11 protein-coding genes are annotated in these 19,193 nt (G+C 63.7%); 8 read left to right on the plus strand and 3 right to left on the minus strand.

Annotated elements, in window-relative coordinates:
• Window positions 1-161: 161 nt before the first annotated feature.
• Window positions 162-935, minus strand: coding sequence for an SDR family oxidoreductase (locus tag R2855_05025; protein MEZ4530376.1), 774 nt, complete (start codon window positions 933-935; stop codon window positions 162-164).
• 121 nt (window positions 936-1,056) lie between these two features.
• Between R2855_05025 and R2855_05030 the strand changes: the two genes are divergently transcribed.
• Entirely contained in the window at window positions 1,057-1,464 is a 408-nt protein-coding gene (locus R2855_05030) for an ester cyclase (protein ID MEZ4530377.1), read from the plus strand.
• A complete protein-coding gene (locus R2855_05035; GenBank protein ID MEZ4530378.1) occupies window positions 1,465-2,067 on the plus strand; it encodes a histidine phosphatase family protein in 603 nt (200 codons plus the stop codon).
• Between the two features lie 131 nt (window positions 2,068-2,198).
• Here R2855_05035 and R2855_05040 read toward each other — a convergent pair whose 3' ends face one another.
• A complete protein-coding gene (locus R2855_05040) occupies window positions 2,199-3,881 on the minus strand; it encodes an ABC transporter substrate-binding protein (protein ID MEZ4530379.1) in 1,683 nt (560 codons plus the stop codon).
• Window positions 3,882-4,031: 150 nt separating this feature from the next.
• Here R2855_05040 and R2855_05045 point away from each other — a divergent pair, with 150 nt between their 5' ends.
• Window positions 4,032-5,126, plus strand: a complete 1,095-nt coding sequence (locus tag R2855_05045; protein MEZ4530380.1) for an alanine racemase — start codon at window positions 4,032-4,034, stop codon at window positions 5,124-5,126.
• Window positions 5,127-5,207: 81 nt separating this feature from the next.
• Here R2855_05045 and R2855_05050 read toward each other — a convergent pair whose 3' ends face one another.
• On the minus strand, window positions 5,208-6,818 hold the full coding sequence (locus R2855_05050) for a glycerol-3-phosphate dehydrogenase/oxidase (GenBank protein ID MEZ4530381.1): 1,611 nt from the start codon (window positions 6,816-6,818) through the stop codon (window positions 5,208-5,210).
• An 81-nt stretch (window positions 6,819-6,899) separates the two neighbouring features.
• Between R2855_05050 and R2855_05055 the strand changes: the two genes are divergently transcribed.
• From R2855_05055 to R2855_05075, 5 genes are all read left to right on the plus strand, one after another.
• A complete protein-coding gene (locus R2855_05055) occupies window positions 6,900-7,673 on the plus strand; it encodes an SDR family oxidoreductase (GenBank protein ID MEZ4530382.1) in 774 nt (257 codons plus the stop codon).
• Window positions 7,674-7,682: 9 nt separating this feature from the next.
• A complete protein-coding gene (locus R2855_05060; protein MEZ4530383.1) occupies window positions 7,683-8,792 on the plus strand; it encodes a PotD/PotF family extracellular solute-binding protein in 1,110 nt (369 codons plus the stop codon).
• A gap of 136 nt (window positions 8,793-8,928) precedes the next feature.
• On the plus strand, window positions 8,929-9,204 hold the full coding sequence (locus R2855_05065; protein ID MEZ4530384.1) for a hypothetical protein: 276 nt from the start codon (window positions 8,929-8,931) through the stop codon (window positions 9,202-9,204).
• Between the two features lie 9 nt (window positions 9,205-9,213).
• The gene (locus tag R2855_05070; GenBank protein ID MEZ4530385.1) at window positions 9,214-10,266 is read left to right on the plus strand and encodes an LLM class flavin-dependent oxidoreductase; all 1,053 of its coding nucleotides are present in this window, start codon (window positions 9,214-9,216) and stop codon (window positions 10,264-10,266) included.
• A 314-nt stretch (window positions 10,267-10,580) separates the two neighbouring features.
• Window positions 10,581-19,028 (plus strand): SpaA isopeptide-forming pilin-related protein, encoded by an 8,448-nt coding sequence (locus tag R2855_05075; protein ID MEZ4530386.1) that lies wholly within the window; start codon window positions 10,581-10,583, stop codon window positions 19,026-19,028.
• Window positions 19,029-19,193 lie beyond the last annotated feature (165 nt).

The following is a 19,193-nucleotide window of genomic DNA, read 5'->3' on the forward strand; positions in this document are numbered from 1 at the left end:
GGCGCCTATTTGGGCGCCCCTCCTGCATTGAAAGAGCGATTCTGGCCCCGAGAGTGCGCAAGATGCGTGCCAGCTTTGCCAGCCATGAAGGTCTGCAACCATGTGGAGACGTCGGGCCGCACGCACCTGCTCGAACTCTTCTCCGGACCCCGGATCAAACATCACACCGGAGGCCAGGTCAACATCCAGCCGCCGTCCACGAAGTGGGTTTGACCTGTGCAATACGACGCCTGGTCGGATGCAAGGAAGAGCGCCATGTTGGCGACGTCCTCCGGGAGCCCGGCGCGGCGCATCACGATCTGGGCTTCCGCCTGTTCCAGATACTCGGGCTCGCTGATGGCGCGGAAGTTCATCGGCGTCAGAATCATCCCGGGAGCGATCGTGTTGACTGTGATGCCGTGGGGACCGAGCTCGGCCGCGGCCGTGCGCGTCAGGTTGCGTAAGGCGCCCTTGGAGCAGTTGTAGCCCGCCGCTCCTGCGGTGCAGGCTTCCTCGTGCACCGATGTGATGTTGATGATGCGGCCGCCCTCGTTGCGGGAGATCATGCGCCGTCCAGCTTGTTGGATGAAGAGCCAGGGACCGTAAAGATTCGTGCGCATCACGCGCTCGAAGTCTTCGAACGGCTGATCGACGATGTTTTCGGTCATGCCGATGCCGGCATTGTTGACCACGATATCGACCCGGCCAAAATCGAGATCGAGTTGCTCGAAGATGCCGCGGACGACCGCGGGATTGCCGATATCGCCTTGCGCAATCCCGGTACGGCGGCCAAAGGCGCGGCAATCGGCGGCGGTTTGCTCTGCCCCGTCGCGGTCGGAGTAGTAGCAGATCATCACGTCTGCTCCCGATTCCGCCAGGCGTAGCGCGATCCCGCGCCCAATTCCACTGTCGGCTCCGGTGATGATCGCCACCTTGCCGTCGACTCGCAACTCCATTCAGTTCTCCTCGCTTCGCATCTCATTCGGCGCGTATTGTCCACGAGCCCGATCGAATCTCCCACCACGGCTGGTACCATCTCGCGGTGGAATCAGTAACGAGTGCGAACAAGGAGCATCCGTGTCGATCGAAACGAACAAGCAACTCGCGATTACGTTCTTCGAGGAGATCTGGAATCAGAAGGACGAATCGGCTATCGACCGCTATGTTGCGGAGAATGCCGCCGGGAACGACAAGGACTTCGGTGTGGGACGGGAGGATTTTCGCGTCCATTGGAAGTCATGGATCGCGGCTTTCCCCGATTTGCACTTCGAGATCGTCGATCTGATCTCGGAAGGGGACAAGGTGCTCACCCGCTGGACACTGACGGGCACCTTCGAAGGTGAGCTGTTCGGCAAGCAGGGTGACGGCCGGAAGATCCGCGTCGATGGAATGAGCCTGGACCGCATCGAGAACGGCATGGTGGCGGAAGGGTTCGACGGCTGGGACAACTACGGGTTCCGCCAGCAGCTCGGTGTCGTCGAGTAAATGCCCGAACCGGCACGACTCTATTTTCTTCGGCACGGACAGACGACCTGGAACGCGGATGGCAACCGCTATGCGGGCGCGTCTGACGTGCCGCTGACCGAACTCGGTGTCCAACAGGCGCGGAGCGGCGGCGATCTGATTCGCGATATCGAATTCGATGCCGTTTTCTGCTCGGGATTGCGCCGCGCTCTGGACACCGCCAGGCTGGCCCTCGATGGGCGAGACATCCCGATCGTGCAGGACCCGCGGCTGAACGAAATGAACTACGGCGATTGGGAAGGCAAGACCCATGCCGAGATTCTGGCCGAACCCGGCAATCGCTGGCTCGACTGGGCTGCCGATCCGGACGCCACACGGCCCGGAAACACCGGCGAGCTGGCCAGCGAGCTGGTGGCGCGGGTGACGGCATTTCTCTACGACGTCATGCAACCGGGCCGGACGGTGCTGGCGGTTGCGCACCACACGACGGGACGCTTGCTGATCGCGCACAGCCTGGAAATGCCGCTGGCCAACTACCGCAGGCTGCAGCTGGACAATGCCAGTCTGAGTCTCCTGGAGCGCAGCGACCGCGGCGACAGCTGGCAGTTCATCAACCGGACTTAGCTGGCAGCACGCGGCAGGCGGCACGCAGAGTCTGGATTAACGGACAGACGTTGCAATCAACGAGTCCAGCCGCCCACGCTCGGGCTTCTGGACTCGTTGCTTTCTGCCTGCTGCGTGCTGCCTGCTGCTTGCTATTCGGCGGCGGTGCGGCTCATGGCCCAGTAGTTGTAGGTGCCGATGTTGACGGGATTGATGAAGATCCCTTCGACATCGTTGCGGAAGTAGACCACCCAGGGCGACTCGACGTAATAGACCGATGGCGGATCGTCTTTCGACAGTATCTCCTGCATCTCGGACATGGCGGACATGTAGGTGGCATCGTCAGGCGCATTCCGAGCGGTGTCGAGGAGTTCCTGGACCCGATCGTTGCAATAGAAGCCCATGTTCGAACCCGCCGATCCCTGCGCATCGCAGGACACCTGCGGATAGAGGTGGTTCCATGCGTCGTTATAGTCGGGCCACCAGCCCCACCACATGAAGTTGGGCCGCTCCTCCGGTCCGGCTTCGCCATACACCAGTGACGTGTAGGATGAGAGATCGATCACCTCGATCGACAACTCGATGCCCAGTTCCGCCAGATTCTGCTGGAAGAGTTCGGCAGCTGCTTTCGGCTGGTCGAGCCCGGTTTGCATCACGAGCGAGAGCTTGGCGCCTTCCTCTACACCTGCTGTTGCCAGCAGCGCCTTCGCTTGCTCGAGATCGGTGGTGTACTGGAATGTCTCCGGGTCATGTCCGCGGATTTCCGGCGGTACCGGGCCTCGCGGCTGGCGGCTGCGGCCACCGTAGACGCCCTCCAGCACCTCCACCCACGGCCAGGCGAAGTTCATAGCCTGACGCGCTTCCGGCGTCTCCAGCGGTCCCGCGACGGCCATGGCGAAGTACTGATTGCGGGTGACGAACTGGGAGAGGATGGTGATGTCCGGATTCTCCAGCAGGGCATCGTACGCTTCGACGCTCAGCGCGTCGACGATGTCCGCGTCGCCCTGCTCCAGGAGCTGGCGGCGGGTTTCCGTTTCGCTGACCACGCGCACGATGACTTTCTCGAAGTGATTGCCATCCCATCCGCGCCAGTAATCTTCGAACCGTTCCATTTCCAGGATCTGGCCGGGTTCGAAGTTGGTGATGCGGTAGGGTCCGCTGCCGGTGCCCTCGGCATTCGTCTGCGCCCAGACATGACCCCAGTCCCCATCCTCCTCATGCTCTTTGAGCAGTTTCGCGTTGACGATGAGCGGGCCATAGGTCGAGGCGATGGCCAGCGGAAAGATCGGCTGCGGCACACCGAGATCGAACACAACCGTCGATGCGTCGGGCGCCGTGATCTTCGCCGGATCGGAGACAAACCGGGTCAGTACGCCGACCGGTCCCAACCCGAGTGTCAAGAACCGTTCGTAGTTGAGGCGCACCGCCTCGGCGTCGACGGGGTCACCGTTCTGAAAGGTGACGCCTGGGCGAATCTTGAACGTCCAGACGCTCATGTCCTCGTTCGATTCCCAGGACTCGGCAATGATGCCTTCGAGCTCGGTCGTGCTATCGCCCTTGAGACCGATCAGTCCTTCATAGGCTCCCAGGATGGCCATGACGGACTGATAGTCATAGGATGAATGCGGATCGATGTCGGACGGCGATCCGGCGGCCGCGACCACCAGAGTCGTGGGGTCGCCTTGCTTCCGGGCAAGAGATCTGGCCGATCCCGGAGCTGGCGCCGCGCCGGTCTCCAGGGTCGGCAATGCCGCCGCGGCGATTCCCGCAGTCCCGGCTCCCTTGAGCAAGGTTCGGCGATCCAGAGCGGATCGAAGAAGCGACTTCTCGGTCACAGGTTGTTCCCTCCCACAAGAAAGGCTTGTTCAGTTTGTGCGTGCACGGGCCGAATGATAGCAGGGGCATGGTTGGACCTCACAACGGAAAGGCTCGGGTATCCTGACGCAACTGATGAGAGAGATTGTTTCAAGGAGCGCGCGAGAACCATGCTGACGACCCTGATTGGCCTGCCGATCGAAGAGCTCGACACCCCGGCGGTGTTGATCGATCTCGATGCGCTCGAATCCAATATCGCCACCATGGCAGCCGATGTGAAGTCGCGCGGGGCCGGGTGGCGGCCGCATTCGAAGTCGCACAAATGCCCGGCGATCGCGCATCTGCAGGTGGAGGCGGGAGCCATCGGCGTTGCCTGCACCAAGCTCGGCGAGGCCGAGGTCATGGCGGCAAACGGCATCCGCGACATTCTCGTGCCCAACCAGATCGTGGGGCCGATCAAGGCGCGCCGGGTGGCCGCCCTGGCTACGCAGGCCGATATCTGCGTGTCAGTCGATGCCATCGAGAACGTGCGCGAGCTCGACGAAGCTGCGCAACGGTTGGGAACCCGTCCCCGCGCGGTGATCGAAGTGGATACCGGCATGCAGCGGGCCGGTGTGCAGCCAGGTGGCGAAGCGCGCAAGCTGGCCGAGCAGATGGCCGCGTGCGAGAGCTTGCGTTTCGCCGGCGTGATGACGTGGGAAGGGCATTGCTGGGCAATCCAGGATCCGGACGAACGGCTCGCCGAAATCAACCGCGCGGTTGGGTCATTGGTCGAGACGGCGGAACAGATTCGCGCTGACGGAATCCCCGTCGACATCGTTTCCGCAGGCGGAACGGCGACCTATCTGACCACCTCGGGTATTGCTGGCGTGACCGAAATCCAGGCAGGCGGCGGCATTTTCGGCGACATCGAGTACCTGCAGCAGGGCGCGAATGTGCAGCCCGCCGTCGCGCTCATGGCGCAAGTGACCAGCCGCCCGACGAAGGATCGCGTCATTACCGACGCCGGCCGGAAGACGATCGATCCCGGCAATCGCCAGCCTGAGCCGCGTGGCCTTTCCCTGAACGGCCCGATCGCCTTTTCCGCCGAGCATGGCATATTGCAATTGGCGAAACCGTCTGCCGAACCGCGCGTGGCCGAGCGGGTCTTCTTCAACGTCGGCTATTCCGACCAGCTCAACCATTTGCACGAGAACTTCTACGGTGTGCGCAATGGGGTCGTCGAGACGATCTGGCCGATTCTGGGCCGCGGGAAGATTCAGTAGTCTCCGACGTTCCTGGCTTGACTGGAGCGTCGACAAGCACGGAATCTGCTTACCCGAGCCGAGGATTGAACGTCCAGGCGCCTACACCGTGAAGCGCGTGAGGTAGCTGTCGAACTCAGCCAGTTCATCCGCGGCGCGGTCTTTCGTCCAGCCGAATTGGGATTGCCCGATGCGAGCGGCGCCTTCGGCAACGGAGCGGCCGAGATCTGCGTCCCAGGCGGCGACCGCGCGGCGGACGACGGCGTCGCTCAAGCCGACCGCCATCTCGTTCTCGAACGCCCAGACGATCTCGGCTCCAATTGCCAGCGATCCTTCCGCCAACGGCGCGGCGAGCGCCGGATCGGACGCGGCCAGTTCCGCGATCTCCGAAGACCTGGCGCCATAGACCGAGCTCAACCGCGTGGCGGCCGGACCGCTCAGGCCGAACGCACTCATCAGTTCTTCCCGCAGCGGTTCGATCCCGTCACCTGGTGAATTCGGGAATGGAAGGTTGCGCGTGCGGCAGGGCTGCCGGTTGCCGAGCTCGTGAGCGATCTTGTCGACGACCTCTTCGGCCAAACTGCGATGCGTGGTCAGCTTGCCGCCAATCACGGAGTAGAGCTCTTGCCGCGATGGCGAGTGATCGATCAGGAAATGCCGCCGGGTGATACCGCCGGGGGACGAGGCATCGACATAGGGCAACGGGCGGACACCGGAATAGGTGAAGCGGACGCGCTCGCGCGCGGTGTCGAAAGCAGGAAGCAGGCGCCTGGTTTCCTGCAACAGGTACGAGATCTCGTCCTCGGTCGCCGCGACATCGTCCAGGTCGCCGGAATAGGGAAGATCGGTCGTGCCGATCATCGTCATCCCGTTCCAGGGAATGATGAAAAAGGGGCGCCCGTCCGATTCGGCTTCGGCATAGATCGCGTCATGCGGTTCCGCGCTCGTGGCGTCAAGAAAGATGTGCGATCCCTTCGTGCCGCCGATCTCGCGTTTCGGCTCCGGATGGAGTGAGGAGAGCACGGAATCGACCCACGGACCAGCAACATTGACCACCGTCCGCGCGCGAACCCGGTGCGTCGTTCCTCCGAGCTCATCGAGAAAGGTCACACCGGTGACGACCGCGCCATCGGCGTCGATCGCGGTGACCCGCGCGTAGTTCAACGCCACTGCGCCGAACGACACCGCCGAAGCGATCTGCTCGATCACCATCCGTTCTGGAAACGTCGCCTGGGCATCGAAGTAGCGAAACGACCCCAGGAGCCCTTCCATAGTCAGTTCTGGCCAACGTGCTCCGGTTTCCTTGCGAGAGAACCACTTGTGCTTGGGCATTGCATCGCCGCGGGAAAAGAAGTCATAGACGTACATCCCGACCCGCAACTTGGACGGCGCGTGCTTGCCGCCACGAAACACCGGGAGCACCAGCGGGAGGGGAGCAACCAAATGGGGCGCGTTTTCCAGCAAGCGCCCCCGTTCGACCAGCGACTCGTGCACCAACTCGAACTCGAAGTGTTCCAGGTAGCGCAGGCCGCCATGAATGAGCCGCGTCGACCAACTGGTGGTGCCAGACGCGAAGTCGTCTTTCTCCAGCAGGATGACCGACAAGCCACGCAGCGCGGCGTCACGCGCGATGGCCGCGCCATTGATGCCGCCGCCGATGATGGCGAGGTCGAATCGGCGGGAGTCCAGGTCGTCGGGCAGCATTCGTTTCATGCGGCTATTGTCCGGCGAAACGGCTCCCTGCGCTAGGATTCCTGCCAATCGATGGATCGCGGCTGGAGGGAACGAGCACACGTGCATGCAGGATTGACGGGACGGACCGCGGTGGTGACCGGCGCGGCGAATGGAATCGGCCGCGCGGTGGTCGAGCACCTGCTGGCGGAAGGCGCCAATGTGGTCGCGCTCGACATCGAACAAGAGTCGCTCGCCAACATGGTGGCTGAGCTGGGCGATCCCGCCGCGCTTCGCGTGTCACCGGGAAGCGTTCGTGTGCGATCCGACGTGCGCGCCGCGATTGCGGCCGCGCTCGATTCGTTCGGCGCGCTCGATGTGATGGTCGCCAATGCGGGAATCGCCGTTGGCCAGAGCTTTCTCGATATCGACGACGAGACCTGGACCCGCATCATCGAAACCAACCTGAATGGCGCGTTCTACAGTGTGCAAGAGGCCGCGCGGGTGATGGTTCCCGCTGGCGCGGGGTCGATCGTGGTCACCTCCTCGACCAACGCCTTCTATGTGGAATCGACACTGGCCCATTACAACGCGTCGAAAGGCGGCATCGACGCGCTGATCCGCTCGGCGGCGCTCGAACTGGCGCCGATGGGTATACGAGTCAATGGTGTCGCGCCGAGCATGGTGCGCACCCGCGCTGCCTTCGTCACCACCGAAGGGTCCGGATCGAGCACCTATCTCGAACGGGTTCCCATGGGCCGGTTCGCGACGCCGGAAGAGGTCGCCGAGGCCGTTGGTTTTCTTGCCTCCGACCGTGCGTCGTTCATCACCGGCCAGGTGCTGGTGCTCGATGGCGGGACGACGCTCGGCATCGTACTCCCCGAGTCCAAGGTGTAACGGATTACGATGGGATCCCGGCTTTCGAGGCGACAGTTCACCGCGGGAGTGCTGACAGCGGGCGCTGGTCTCACGCGTCCATCGCTGCATGCGCGCGCTCAGGACGAGCAACGGGTGCTGCGCATCCTCGGTTGGCCGAGCTACTTCTCCGACGAGATCACCGCGCCGTTTCGCGAAGCGAACAACGTGCGCATCGAGGTCACCGGCATCGCCACACCGGACGACACCATGCTCTTCCTGCGCGCGGGCGGGGTGGGGCTGTATGACATCGTCGCGCCGGTGATCGGCCTGGTCGCGCCCTTGGGAGAAGCGGGACTGCTGGCTCCGCTCGATCCCGGGCTGATACCGAATGCGTCCGGGCTGTTCTCTCAGTTTCAGGATCTCCCGGAGACCCGATCCGGTGATGATCTGTTCGGCATTCCACTGCTTTGGGGCACCTTCACCCTCGCCTATGCCGCCGGTCAGGCCAGCGCGCCGGATGATTGGCAGGCGCTACTCGACGCGGCGTACACGGACCAGTTGGTCATGCCAGACGATGGACTTGGACATTTCTGGATCTGGAATTGGGCGCGCGGCGCGGGCGATCCCACCCGCGTCAGTAAGGATTTCCTGGCAGAAACCGCCGATGTCCTAATCCTTCTCAAACAGGACCGAGCGATATCGTTCGGGGGAAGCACGTACGACACCATGATGAAGGTTGCCAATGGGACCGGCCGGTTTTCGACGATTGGCTGGCAGTCGGCATCCCTGTTGACCACACAGAAGCAGCAAGCCCTCGCCACTGCGCTTCCGACCCCGGGCGGCGCCAGCTTCTGCGACTGTATCTCCATGGTGACGAACTCCCACGATCCGGAGTTGGCTCAGCAATTCATCGACTACATGATCTCGCCAGTCGCCCAGCGCGACCTGGTCGATAGCACCCGTTGGGCCACCGTGGCGCAAGGCGCGCCGCCGATGATCCAACCCGACATCGCTGCCCTCTATCCGTATGACGATATCGATGGCTGGCTCGCCACGGCGCCTGTTCGTGGCTACCCGCCCGTTTCAGCCGATGGCGACATTGCGACGTATCTCGACTGGATCATCGCGTGGGACCGTGTCCGGCAGGCCAAGCTCTAGCTGACTGCTCAAGTCCGTAAGCAGGGAGCCCGACGCAGCTTCGAGTCGTCTCATGACCGAAATCACAGGACTCAGGGCGCGGTCTGGCATACTTTCGGGTCGAGAATAGCCGCGCGCAGGAGCACCAACGCCGTCCATGGATCAGCAAACCGCCATACCGAATCCTCTGTGTGAAGTGGGGCGCACCCACCCCCGAGACAAACACCGCATGAAGCCAGTCGAGGGGTATTCCACCGTTTGGGAATGCACCAAGCACGGTATCTACGCCACGGTGCTGCCAGAAGAAGTCGCCGACGCGATCGAACGCGGTTCGGCGTACACCATGCACAACGGAGAGCAAGGTGTGGCCGGGCGTACGGGCGATGACCGCCCGGGCGGTATCGTCTTCTACTACCGGCCGGAGCGCGGATAGCTCGCCCGCATGCGCTTTGCCCTGTCGTTCGAACATCGCGACTGGGCGCGCGGCGGCGCGGCGAACGCCACCCTGCAGCTCGCGCAAGAAGCCGATGCGGCGGGGTTCGACGCCATCTGGGTAACCGAGGATCCTGACGGCTGGGACGCCTTCGCGTTGCTTGGCGCCATCTCGCAGCGAACCGAACGGATCGCGCTTGGTACGGGCGTCACCAATCCGTATCTGCGGCATCCCAATCTGATCGCAGCCTCGGTCGCGACACTCGATCGCCTGGCCCCGGGCCGGGCGTTTCTTGGGCTGGGCCGCGGGCAACCCGAGTGGTACGAGCACGCGCTCGGGATGGAGCGTGGCCATCCCGTCGCGCGGCTGGAGGAAACCATGCGCCTCCTGCGCCAATGGTGGTCTGCAGGATCAGCGTCAATCGACGGCGAGTTCCGGGTTCGTGAGTGGAAGCGTGTGGTCGGGCCGACGCAGATGCCACCCATTTACCTCGCCGCTGTCGGTCCGAAAGCGCTCGAAGTGGCCGGGCGACACGCGGACGGGGTTCTGTTCAGTCTCATGTCGACTCCGACCTATCTCCAGCGCGCGATCGCCACCGTCCGGACGGCGGCTTTTGCAGCGGACCGTGATCCAGCGCAGCTGCGATTCATCGCCGATCCGGGCATTGTCGTGACCGATGCTCCGGACCGTTTTTTCACGAGTCGGAAACGGTTCGTCGCCAACGTGCTTGCCTTGCCAGGGATGGCGGCGGTGCTGGAGAACCCTGCGCTCGATGTCGAAGGCATCATGCATCGGGTGCGGGCCCATATGCGCATCGACGAGTTGCTTGCCGCGGGGCGCGCGTTTGCCGACTTTGCCGAGCATGGGGACGTGGACGCAGCCGTTGCCGAAATCCCGGACGCGTTGGTCGCCGCCGGAAGCATGGTGGGGCCGATCGATGAGATTCGCGAGCGTATCCGGGGCTATTCAGCGCTCGGTGTGACCGATCTCATGGTGTCGCGCGCCGGCCTTCCGCGCTCGGTCGATGGCATGGCCGAATATCTCGACGCGCTTCGCCACTGAGCCGCGAAACGTTCCTCATGATTCTTGCGTTTCAGCAACAGTCGAGCAAGAGGCAGGCTTGCGGTGCGAGATGCCTCGGGTATGATGAGATGGACCTTGGCGTCCGGTGCGCGGCATTGGACGCGTGAGGGATCTTTCGCGGATCCGATCCGGGTAACTGGATCCCCTCGGGGCGTTCCGATAGGGACGCGGCGAAACCCATTCTCGACCGGGAAGTTTTCCAGCCTGTTGCCGACCATTTGGGGAAGCACGTAATGAGTACTGGTGTGGAGCGGAGGAAACGTATGCGCGCCCGCAGTTCACGATCGACAACATTGTCCGCCGCGAGCAGCCGGCCCGGACCGAACCCGAAACCTCCCGGAGCCGGGAGAGGACGCGCGTTCTCGTTCCTGACCGTGCTGATGCTCGTGCTCGGCATGTTGGTTCCATTCTCCATGGTGCAGCAGGTCGCCGCCGCCCCGGTGGGCGATCCCGATCTCGCGGTCGAGGGAGAGGCACTGCAAGGCGGTCCGCCGCCGTTGCAGGGCGTCTTCGCTGTCACGATTGGGGGCGACGTCGCCAACGTGGTGGGGCCGGTATCGCTGGGCAATCAGGGCAATGGCGTCTGGCAGGGCACCGCGCCGCTGCCTCCAGGGTCCTATGGCTTCAGCGTCATCGTCTCGACCAACGATGGTGATGTGAACGCCGGCAACTCGCAGGTCAACGTGACCGATGACGCTGCTGGCGCTGTCTTCGAATTCGATGCAAACACGGGCCAGATTTCCTCTGGACCACTCCTCGTAACACTCAATACCGACTATGGCGTCTTCAACATGGTTGGTGACGGCGGCGGCAACTTCGTCAGCAACTTCGACGCCAGTCCCTTCTCTCCGGTCAATGTGGAAACCGCCCTCAATGGCGTGCCTACCGGCAGCACCGCGCAGCCGGTGGCCGGTAACGAAGGCCGTGTGCGGGTAGTCTCTGACGCGAACGGCAACATCTTGCAGGCGGGCGGCGTCGATACCGGCCAGCTCCAGGTCTTCAAGACGGACGACGAAGGCAACCCGCAGGCGGGCGCCTGTTTCGCCGTGTCTGGTGGCGGAGGGGTTGCCAGCCAGGCGTGCGACTCCTCGGACGGCAGTCTCGATGGCAGCACCACCCTGTATTTCCCGAACGGGATCCCAGGTGGAGGAAACCTGGTCGAGACCTTCACCCCTGACGGGCAGGACGCGGCGGACCCGCAGCAGATTGGCCTTTCGCCGGGCTTCAATCAGGCGCAGGCCTTTGTCGAAGGCGCCGGGGGCGGCGGAGGCGCTGATCTGGACGAGCCAGGCGACGAACCAATCGGCGATCAGCCGGATCAACCGGATCAACCAGATCAACCGGTCGGGCCAACCACGGCCACCATCCAGTTCATTTCCGTTGATCAGAACGGCAGCATTCTGCCCGGCGCATGCTTCTCAATCGATGGTGTCGGCCAGCAGTGCGATGACGACTTCGATGGAGTCGTGACTTTCAGCAACGTGCCGCTCGGTTCCTACAACATCAGCTCCACGCAGGCGCCGCAGGGTTATCAGAACATTCAGCCGACCCAGATCAACGTCCAGGGCGACCAGCAATTCAACGTTCCGTTCCAGCAACAGGCGCCCCAAACCGGGACCATCGCGGTTACCACCATCGACGAGAACGGCAACGAGCTGCCGGGTGTCTGCTACAACCTGTCGCAGTTCGGCCAGCAATGCGATGGTGACGACCCCGACAATGTCATGACCCAGACGGACGTGCCGGCCGGCAACTACACGATCGAGCTGATCGTGCCGGACGGCTATCAGGCGGTGGGCCAGCCTCAGCAGCAGATCACCGTGCAGCCGGGACAGACGGCCTCGGTGCAGTTCCAGGTGCAGACGGCGGCTCCGACGACCTTCTCGGTCAGCATCACCACGGTCGATCAGAACGGCAGCGTTCTGGCCGGCGCGTGCTATCAGATCGATGGTGTCGGCCAGCAGTGCGACGACGACTTCGATGGCGTGACCACCTTCACGGGTGTGAACGCCGGCGCATACAACATCTTCCAGACCCAGGCGCCGGAAGGCTTCGAGCTCGCTTCGCCGCAACAGGTCGATGTCCAGAGCGATCAGCAATTGGTCTTCGCCAATCAACCGACGGTGGTCGAACCGGAAGCCACCGAGACCAGCGAGGTCCCGGTCGAGCCGACCGAAGAGCCGACCGAGCAAGTGGCGCCGTCCGAAGGATTCACCATCGGTCTGGTGGCGCTCGATCCGGACAACAACATCGTTCCGGGCGCCTGCTATTCGCTCGACAACGGACCCGAACAGTGCGATGACGACGGCGACGGCGCGGTGACCTTCACCGGCGTTGCCGCGGGCAATCACGTTGCAACCATGACCCAGGCTCCGGCCGGGTTCCAGAATGTCGGAGCGCTGGGCGTCGACGTCACCGGCGACCAGCAGTTTGCCGTTCGCCTCACGCCCAGCGAGGAACCGGGCGAGGGCACTGGCACGATCGCAGCCTCCGTCATCGACGAAAACGGCGTCGCCATTCCAGGTGCGTGCTTCGAGATCGTTGGCATCGACCAGGACTGCGATGGTGACGACGATGACGCGATCATGACCCAGCCGGATGTTCCGGTGGGCGCCTACACCGTCAACCTGATCGTGCCGGACGGCTACACCGCGGTTGGGCCGACCAGCCAGCAGGCGACGGTCACTGCCGATCAGATCACCAACGTCCAGTTCCAGGTCACCTCGCAAGCCGAGGCCCCAACCGACACACCGACCGAAGAGGCTGTCGAACCGTCTCCCACCGAGGAAAGCGTGGAGCCGTCTCCCACCGAGGAAACGGGCGTCATCCCGTCGGAGGGTTTCGGGGCGATTCAGGTCGTGGTGACCGATGACGGGTTCCCGATTCTGGGAGCATGCGTCGCCTATTCCGGCCCCGCCAACGGGGAGGTCTGCGACGGCGACCCCAACGATGCCGATCCGAACCAGGCCAGCATCCTGATCCAGGATCTGCCGGCCGGGCAATACCAGGTCGGGATGCCGAACCCGCCGTCGGGATTCGATCCGGCCGCGCCGCAGACGGTGCTGGTCTCGGATGGCCAGGTGCAGAACGTTGTGCTCCAGACCGGCGGCGAAGTGGCTCCGCCGGCCGAGCCGACCGAGACGCCGACCGAAATCGTGCCTCCGACCGAGACGCCGGTTCCAACCGAAACTCCAACTCCGGAACCGACGACCGGCGATCTTGTCATCACCACCACCGATGAGAACGGTTCGCCGTTGCCTGGCGCCTGCTACTCGCTGAATGGCAGCGCCCCGATCTGCGACAACGGCGAAGGCGATGCCGACCCCGCGGTGGGCTCGATTCGCGTGGTCGATGTGAGCGCGGGTGACGTAACCGTCACCGAAACTCAGGCGCCCGAGGGCTTCCTGGCCTCCGATCCGCAGACTGTATCGGTTCCCGCAGGTGGCGAAACTGCCGCGCAGTTCGTCAACGCCGTTGCTCCGCCGCCCACTGGATCGTTCCGGGTGGTCAAGCGAAACGAAGACGGCAACCGCATTGGCGGCTCGTGCTGGACGCTGACCGGTGCAGAGAGCTTCGGCCCATATTGCGACAACGATGCGAGCGATATCGACGCGCGCGACGGCGTGATCGAAGTCGAGAACATCCCGGTCGGGGACTACACCCTGAGCGAGACGACGACGCCCGAGGGATACCTGGCGGTTGCCGATCAGGCCATCACCATCACCGAAGGTGAGCGCACCGGCATTTCACTGATCGATGAGACAGCCGCTGGCTCGTTGGTCATCACCAAGACCGATGATCAGGGTGTCGCGCTCGGTGGTGCGTGCTTCACCGTCGGCGATGTCAATGTCTGCGACGACGGTGATGGCGACACGGCCAACACCACGCCGGGCACGATCCAGATCGATGGCCTCAAGCCGGGCGACTACGACGTGACCGAAACCCAGGCGCCGGACGGCTATGTCGCGTCTGCCGATCCGGTGAGCATCACCGTGACCGCTGGTGAGCAAGCCACGGCGACCTTCCAGAACAGCCGTGAGACAGGGTCGGTGCAGATCACCAAGGTGGATGCGGCCGATGCGAGCACGACGCTGGGCGGCGCGTGCTTCACCGTGGCCGGTCAGTCGGTTTGCGACAACGGTGAAGGCGACGGTGACAGCGCAGACGGCGTCATCCTGATTTCCGGGGTGCCGGTCGGTCCGCAGACCGTGACCGAGACCCAGGCGCCGGAGGGCTTTTCCGCCGGCCAGGACACGAATGTGGAGGTCACGGCGAACGAGACCGCCGCAGTCACCGTTGGCAACGAAAAGCAGGCTGGAACGCTGCAGATCGTCAAGGTCGATGCCGCGGACGGCGCCACCACGCTCGGCGGCGCGTGCTTCAGCCTGAACGACGGCGAACCGATCTGCGACAACGGTGAGGGCGATACCGATTCGAATTCGGGCTCGATCGTGATCGAGAATCTCGCGCCGGGCGACTACACCGTTACGGAAACGCAAGCCCCCGAAGGGTACGCCGCCTCTGGCGATCCCCAGGCCGCGACTGTGTCCGCCGATGAGACGACGACGCTGACGTTCCAGAATGCGGTGGCACAGGGCCAGATCCGAATCCTGAAGGTCGATCAGGATGGCGGCGCCAGTCTCGGCGGGGCCTGCTTCACGATCGATGACGGGTTGCCGGTCTGCGACAACAACACCGGCGACCTCGATCCGGCCGAAGGCGTGATCCTGGTGGATGCCACCGCGGGAGAGCGGACCGTCACCGAAGTGACTGCGCCAGAAGGCTACGATCCGGTTCTTTCGCCGCAGACCGTTGCCGTTGCAAACGGGGAGACGGCGGAGGTCACCTTCGCGAACAGTGCGTTCACCGGCTCGGTGCGCATCACCAAGACCGACAACAGCACCCAGCAGCCGCTCGGCGGCGCCTGCTTCACCTTGCAGGACGCGGAGGGGAACACGGTCGGTCCGGTCTGCGACAACGGTGAGGGCGATTCCGATCCGGCCGAGGGCATCATCGTGCTCCAGGGCGTGACCGCCGGCACCTATGACGTGCTGGAATCGACCACTCCGGAGGGCTATGTCGCGCCGGAGGGCGCGGTCGCCACGGGTGTCCAGGTCACCTCGGGACAGGCGGCGGAGGTCGAGGTTGGCAATGAGCCGGTCGACGTTCCGACGCCGACCCCGCTCCCAGCCGGTTCGCTTCTGATCGACAAGGTCGATGAGAACGGCCAGGCGCTCGCCGGCGCTTGCTTCCAGCTGCTGGGCTCGACTAATGTCGGCCCGGTCTGCGACAACGGAGCAGCGGATACCGATCCAGCGGAAGGCAAGATCGGGATTGCCAACATCCCGGCGGGGGACTACACCCTGACCGAGACCCAGGCCCCGGCGGGCTTCAGCCAGGCCGCAAGTCAGAACGTGACGATCGCAGTCGGCGAAACGCTGGATGTTCAGGTCGTCAATGTGGCCAGCACTCCGGCGGTCGGTATGCTCGTCATCAACGTGACGGACGACGCTGGCAACGCGCTGGGCGGCGCCTGCTTTACCTATGGCGGCACGAACATCTGTGACAACGGCATCGGTGACGAAAACCCGGCGCCAGGGGTCATCCAGGTTTCTGGTGTGGCCGTGGGCGACTACCAGGTGGTTCAGACGGTTGCGCCGACCGGTTTCCAGATCGCCGACGCGCAAGCAACCTCGATCACCGCGGACCAGACATCGGTGCTGGACTTCGTGCAGACGGCAGCCGAGCCGGAGACCGGCGGTCTCCAGATCGACCTGACCGACGACGAGGGCAACCCGGTCGAAGGCGCCTGCATCTCGGTCACCCCGTCCAGCAATGTGACGGGCGGTGAATCGATCGTTCTCTGCGACGGCGGCGAAGAAGACACGAATCCGGCGCCAGGCGTTCTGGTGGTCGAGGACCTGCCGGTCGGCACCTGGACGGTGTCGCAGGCATCGATTCCAGGAGAGGAATCGGCGCAGGTGGCTGGCATCGACTTCAAGGTCCAGCCGTTGCAGGGCGACGTCGCGTCAGCCGCCGCCATCAGCAGCAACTCCAAGACGGTCACGGTCAAGGCGAACGTCATCGTCATCGTGATCATCATCATCATCGTGAACCCGCCGACCGAGGGCTCGCTGCAGATCGTCAAGCGCGCGCAGGACACCAACCTGCTGCAGGGCGGCGCCTGCTTCCGGGTCACCGGCCAGGGTAACGACATCGAGGTTTGCGACAACGACGGGGTCGACCAGAACACGACCGTTGGCGTGATCCTTCTCACCGAGCTTGGCGAAGGGGACTACACCGTTTCGGAAACCCAGGCGCCTGCGGGCTACGATCCGGCTCCGGATCAGATCGCCACGGTGCTTGGCGGGCTCAAGACTTCGATCACCTTCAAGGATCCGAAGTCGAACACCCCGGGCGAGCTGACGATCCTCAAGATCGACAACTACGGCGATCCGATTCTGGGCACCTGTTTCTCGCTCCGTCAGGGCAACAGCACGGTCTACGGACCGGTCTGCGACGCCGACGACGGTTCGAACGACGGGCAAATAACATTCACCAATGTCACGCCGGGCAACTACACCCTGCGCGAGACGACCACGGCCGGGCCGGACTGGCAGCCGATCAACGATATCGCGGTGACGGTCCATGCAGGCGTGAATCCGGACCTGCCGGTGGTCAATACCCTCAAGACCGGTAGCGTTCGCATCACCAAGCAGAACCAGAACGGCACCCAGACGCTGGGTGGGTCCTGCTTCGGTCTCGATCGTGGCAACGGGCTCGAGTTCGTCACCTGCGACAACCAGCCGGGCGATGCCGACCCAGCGGTGGGCATCATCCTGATCAACAACGTTCCGCCGGGCGCCTATGAGCTCGTCGAAACGCAGGCGCCTCCGGGCTACGACGTTGGCCCGAACGCCGATATTGCGGTCGACCCGGCCAAGGTTACGCAGGTTGCGGTGCGCAATACTCCGTCCGCCCCGCCGACCGATGTGGGCAACCTGACGATCCAGAAGAAGGATCAGAAGGGCGCGGCCCTGGCGGGCGCCTGCTTCGTCCTCAAGCAGGGCAACGTGACCAAGTACGGTCCGGTCTGTGATGAAGACGACGGAGCGAGCGATGGAACCATCACGTTCACCGGTGTGGGCGTGGGTGATTACGGCATCGTCGAGACGCGCAAGCCCTCGGCCGACTACCAGACCCCGCCGACGACCTATGTGACCATCACCAAGAACCAGACCAAGACCGTCACGATCACGAACGTGCTGCGGCCGGGCCTGATTCAGATCACGAAGGTCGATCAGAAGGGGCATCCGCTCACGAATGCTTGCTTCAAGATCACACCGGGCAACTTCGCGGTCCAGTGCACCGACGGTTCTGGCACGGTGGTCTTCCAGAATCTGCCGCCGGGTGTCTACACCGTCACCGAGACAAAGGCGCCGTATGGCTATCAGCTGGCGCCGGCCGTCACGAACGTTGTGGTCAATCCTGGCCTGACGACGCCGCTGACGATCGTGAACAAGCTGCTGCCGCCGCCGCCGGATGCAGGCTCGATCAAGTTGATCAAGTTCTACTGCCCGCAGACGTCGAATGCGGAGACATGGACTGTCTACGATTCGTCCGACTCGGTGCAGACGCCGCTGGCGCTGACTGCCAACTGCAAGAAGGGCGATGCGACCTTCACGCTGAGCCGCAAGGACGGCACTGGCACACCGATCACCTTCAGCACCGGACAGGATGGCGAGGCGCACCTGACGCTTCAGTCGGGTGTCTACATCCTGACGGAGAAGGGGACCGGGACCAAGGTCGAGGTGACCGTCTACGTCGGTCAGCAGACGACCGTGGTGGTGTTGAACTACGTCAAGCCGCCGAAACCGGCTCCGGTCACCGTCGAGGTGCGCAAGTTCACCTGCGATCCGGGCTTCAAGGGCCAGTTCTATCTCGACTTCATCAATGCCTGCGGCTCGGCCAGCGCCTTGACCAACGGTGTGGAGGTCCGTCTGAGTGGCGTGTCGATCAACCAGACCCGCTACACCGGCGACACCGGAGTTCAGGGGTTGACCCGGTTCACGCAGCTTCCGGCAGGGAACTACTCGCTGCAGGAGAAGACGCCGGAAGGAACCTCCGTTTACGTCTGGTGCGGTGTTCGGCTCGATAGTTACGAGTTCGGCGCCATCGGCAGCATCATCAACTTCCCGCTCGAGAGCGGCCAGACGATGTACTGCGCCTACTTCAATGTGCCGGATGTGGTGACCGATACGACCGGCACCATCGTGGTCGAGAAGTACGGTTGCGCGCTGCCGGCGGTGAAGCGCCCGGCGAACTTCGATTGGTTCGCCAACTGCGCGCCGCAAACCACCGGCGTCCGCTTCACCATCTCGAAGCTGGTCGATGGGCAGTACGTCCCGACGCTCGCAGGTGTGACGGATGTGAACGGTCAGCTCAAGTTCCCGAATCTCGCGCCGGGAACCTACAAGCTGCAGGAAGTCGGCGCCGACTGGTGCCACGCTGAGTCCGACGCGGTCAACGCCCAGGGCGACGTGGTGGTCACCGCTGGCAAGCGCTCGACGGTCTGGATCTTCAATTGCATCCCGACCAACCAGCCGCCGAACACCGGCGTTGGCTCGACTGCCGGAATCGTCCTGCCGGGCCTGGCTCCTCCGGGAGCTGGCTCGGGGGCGATCCTGCCGAGCGGGATCGCGCTGGAGTACCACCGTCGCTTCGTGGCCATTTTCGGCTAGGCCAGCGATCGCAACGTTCTCGAACAACGCCGGGGTCTCACCGCCCCGGCGTTGTCGAGTCCAGAGGCATCGGCATTCCGGAGAACCGCTGGTGACTCTCTGCCAACAAAGCTCGACCTGAGCTCGATTTGCATAGATGCGGTGTACGTATGGGTGGTCGCCGGG

Source organism: Thermomicrobiales bacterium (assembly GCA_041390825.1).
Taxonomy (GTDB): Bacteria; Chloroflexota; Chloroflexia; order Thermomicrobiales; family UBA6265; genus JAMLHN01.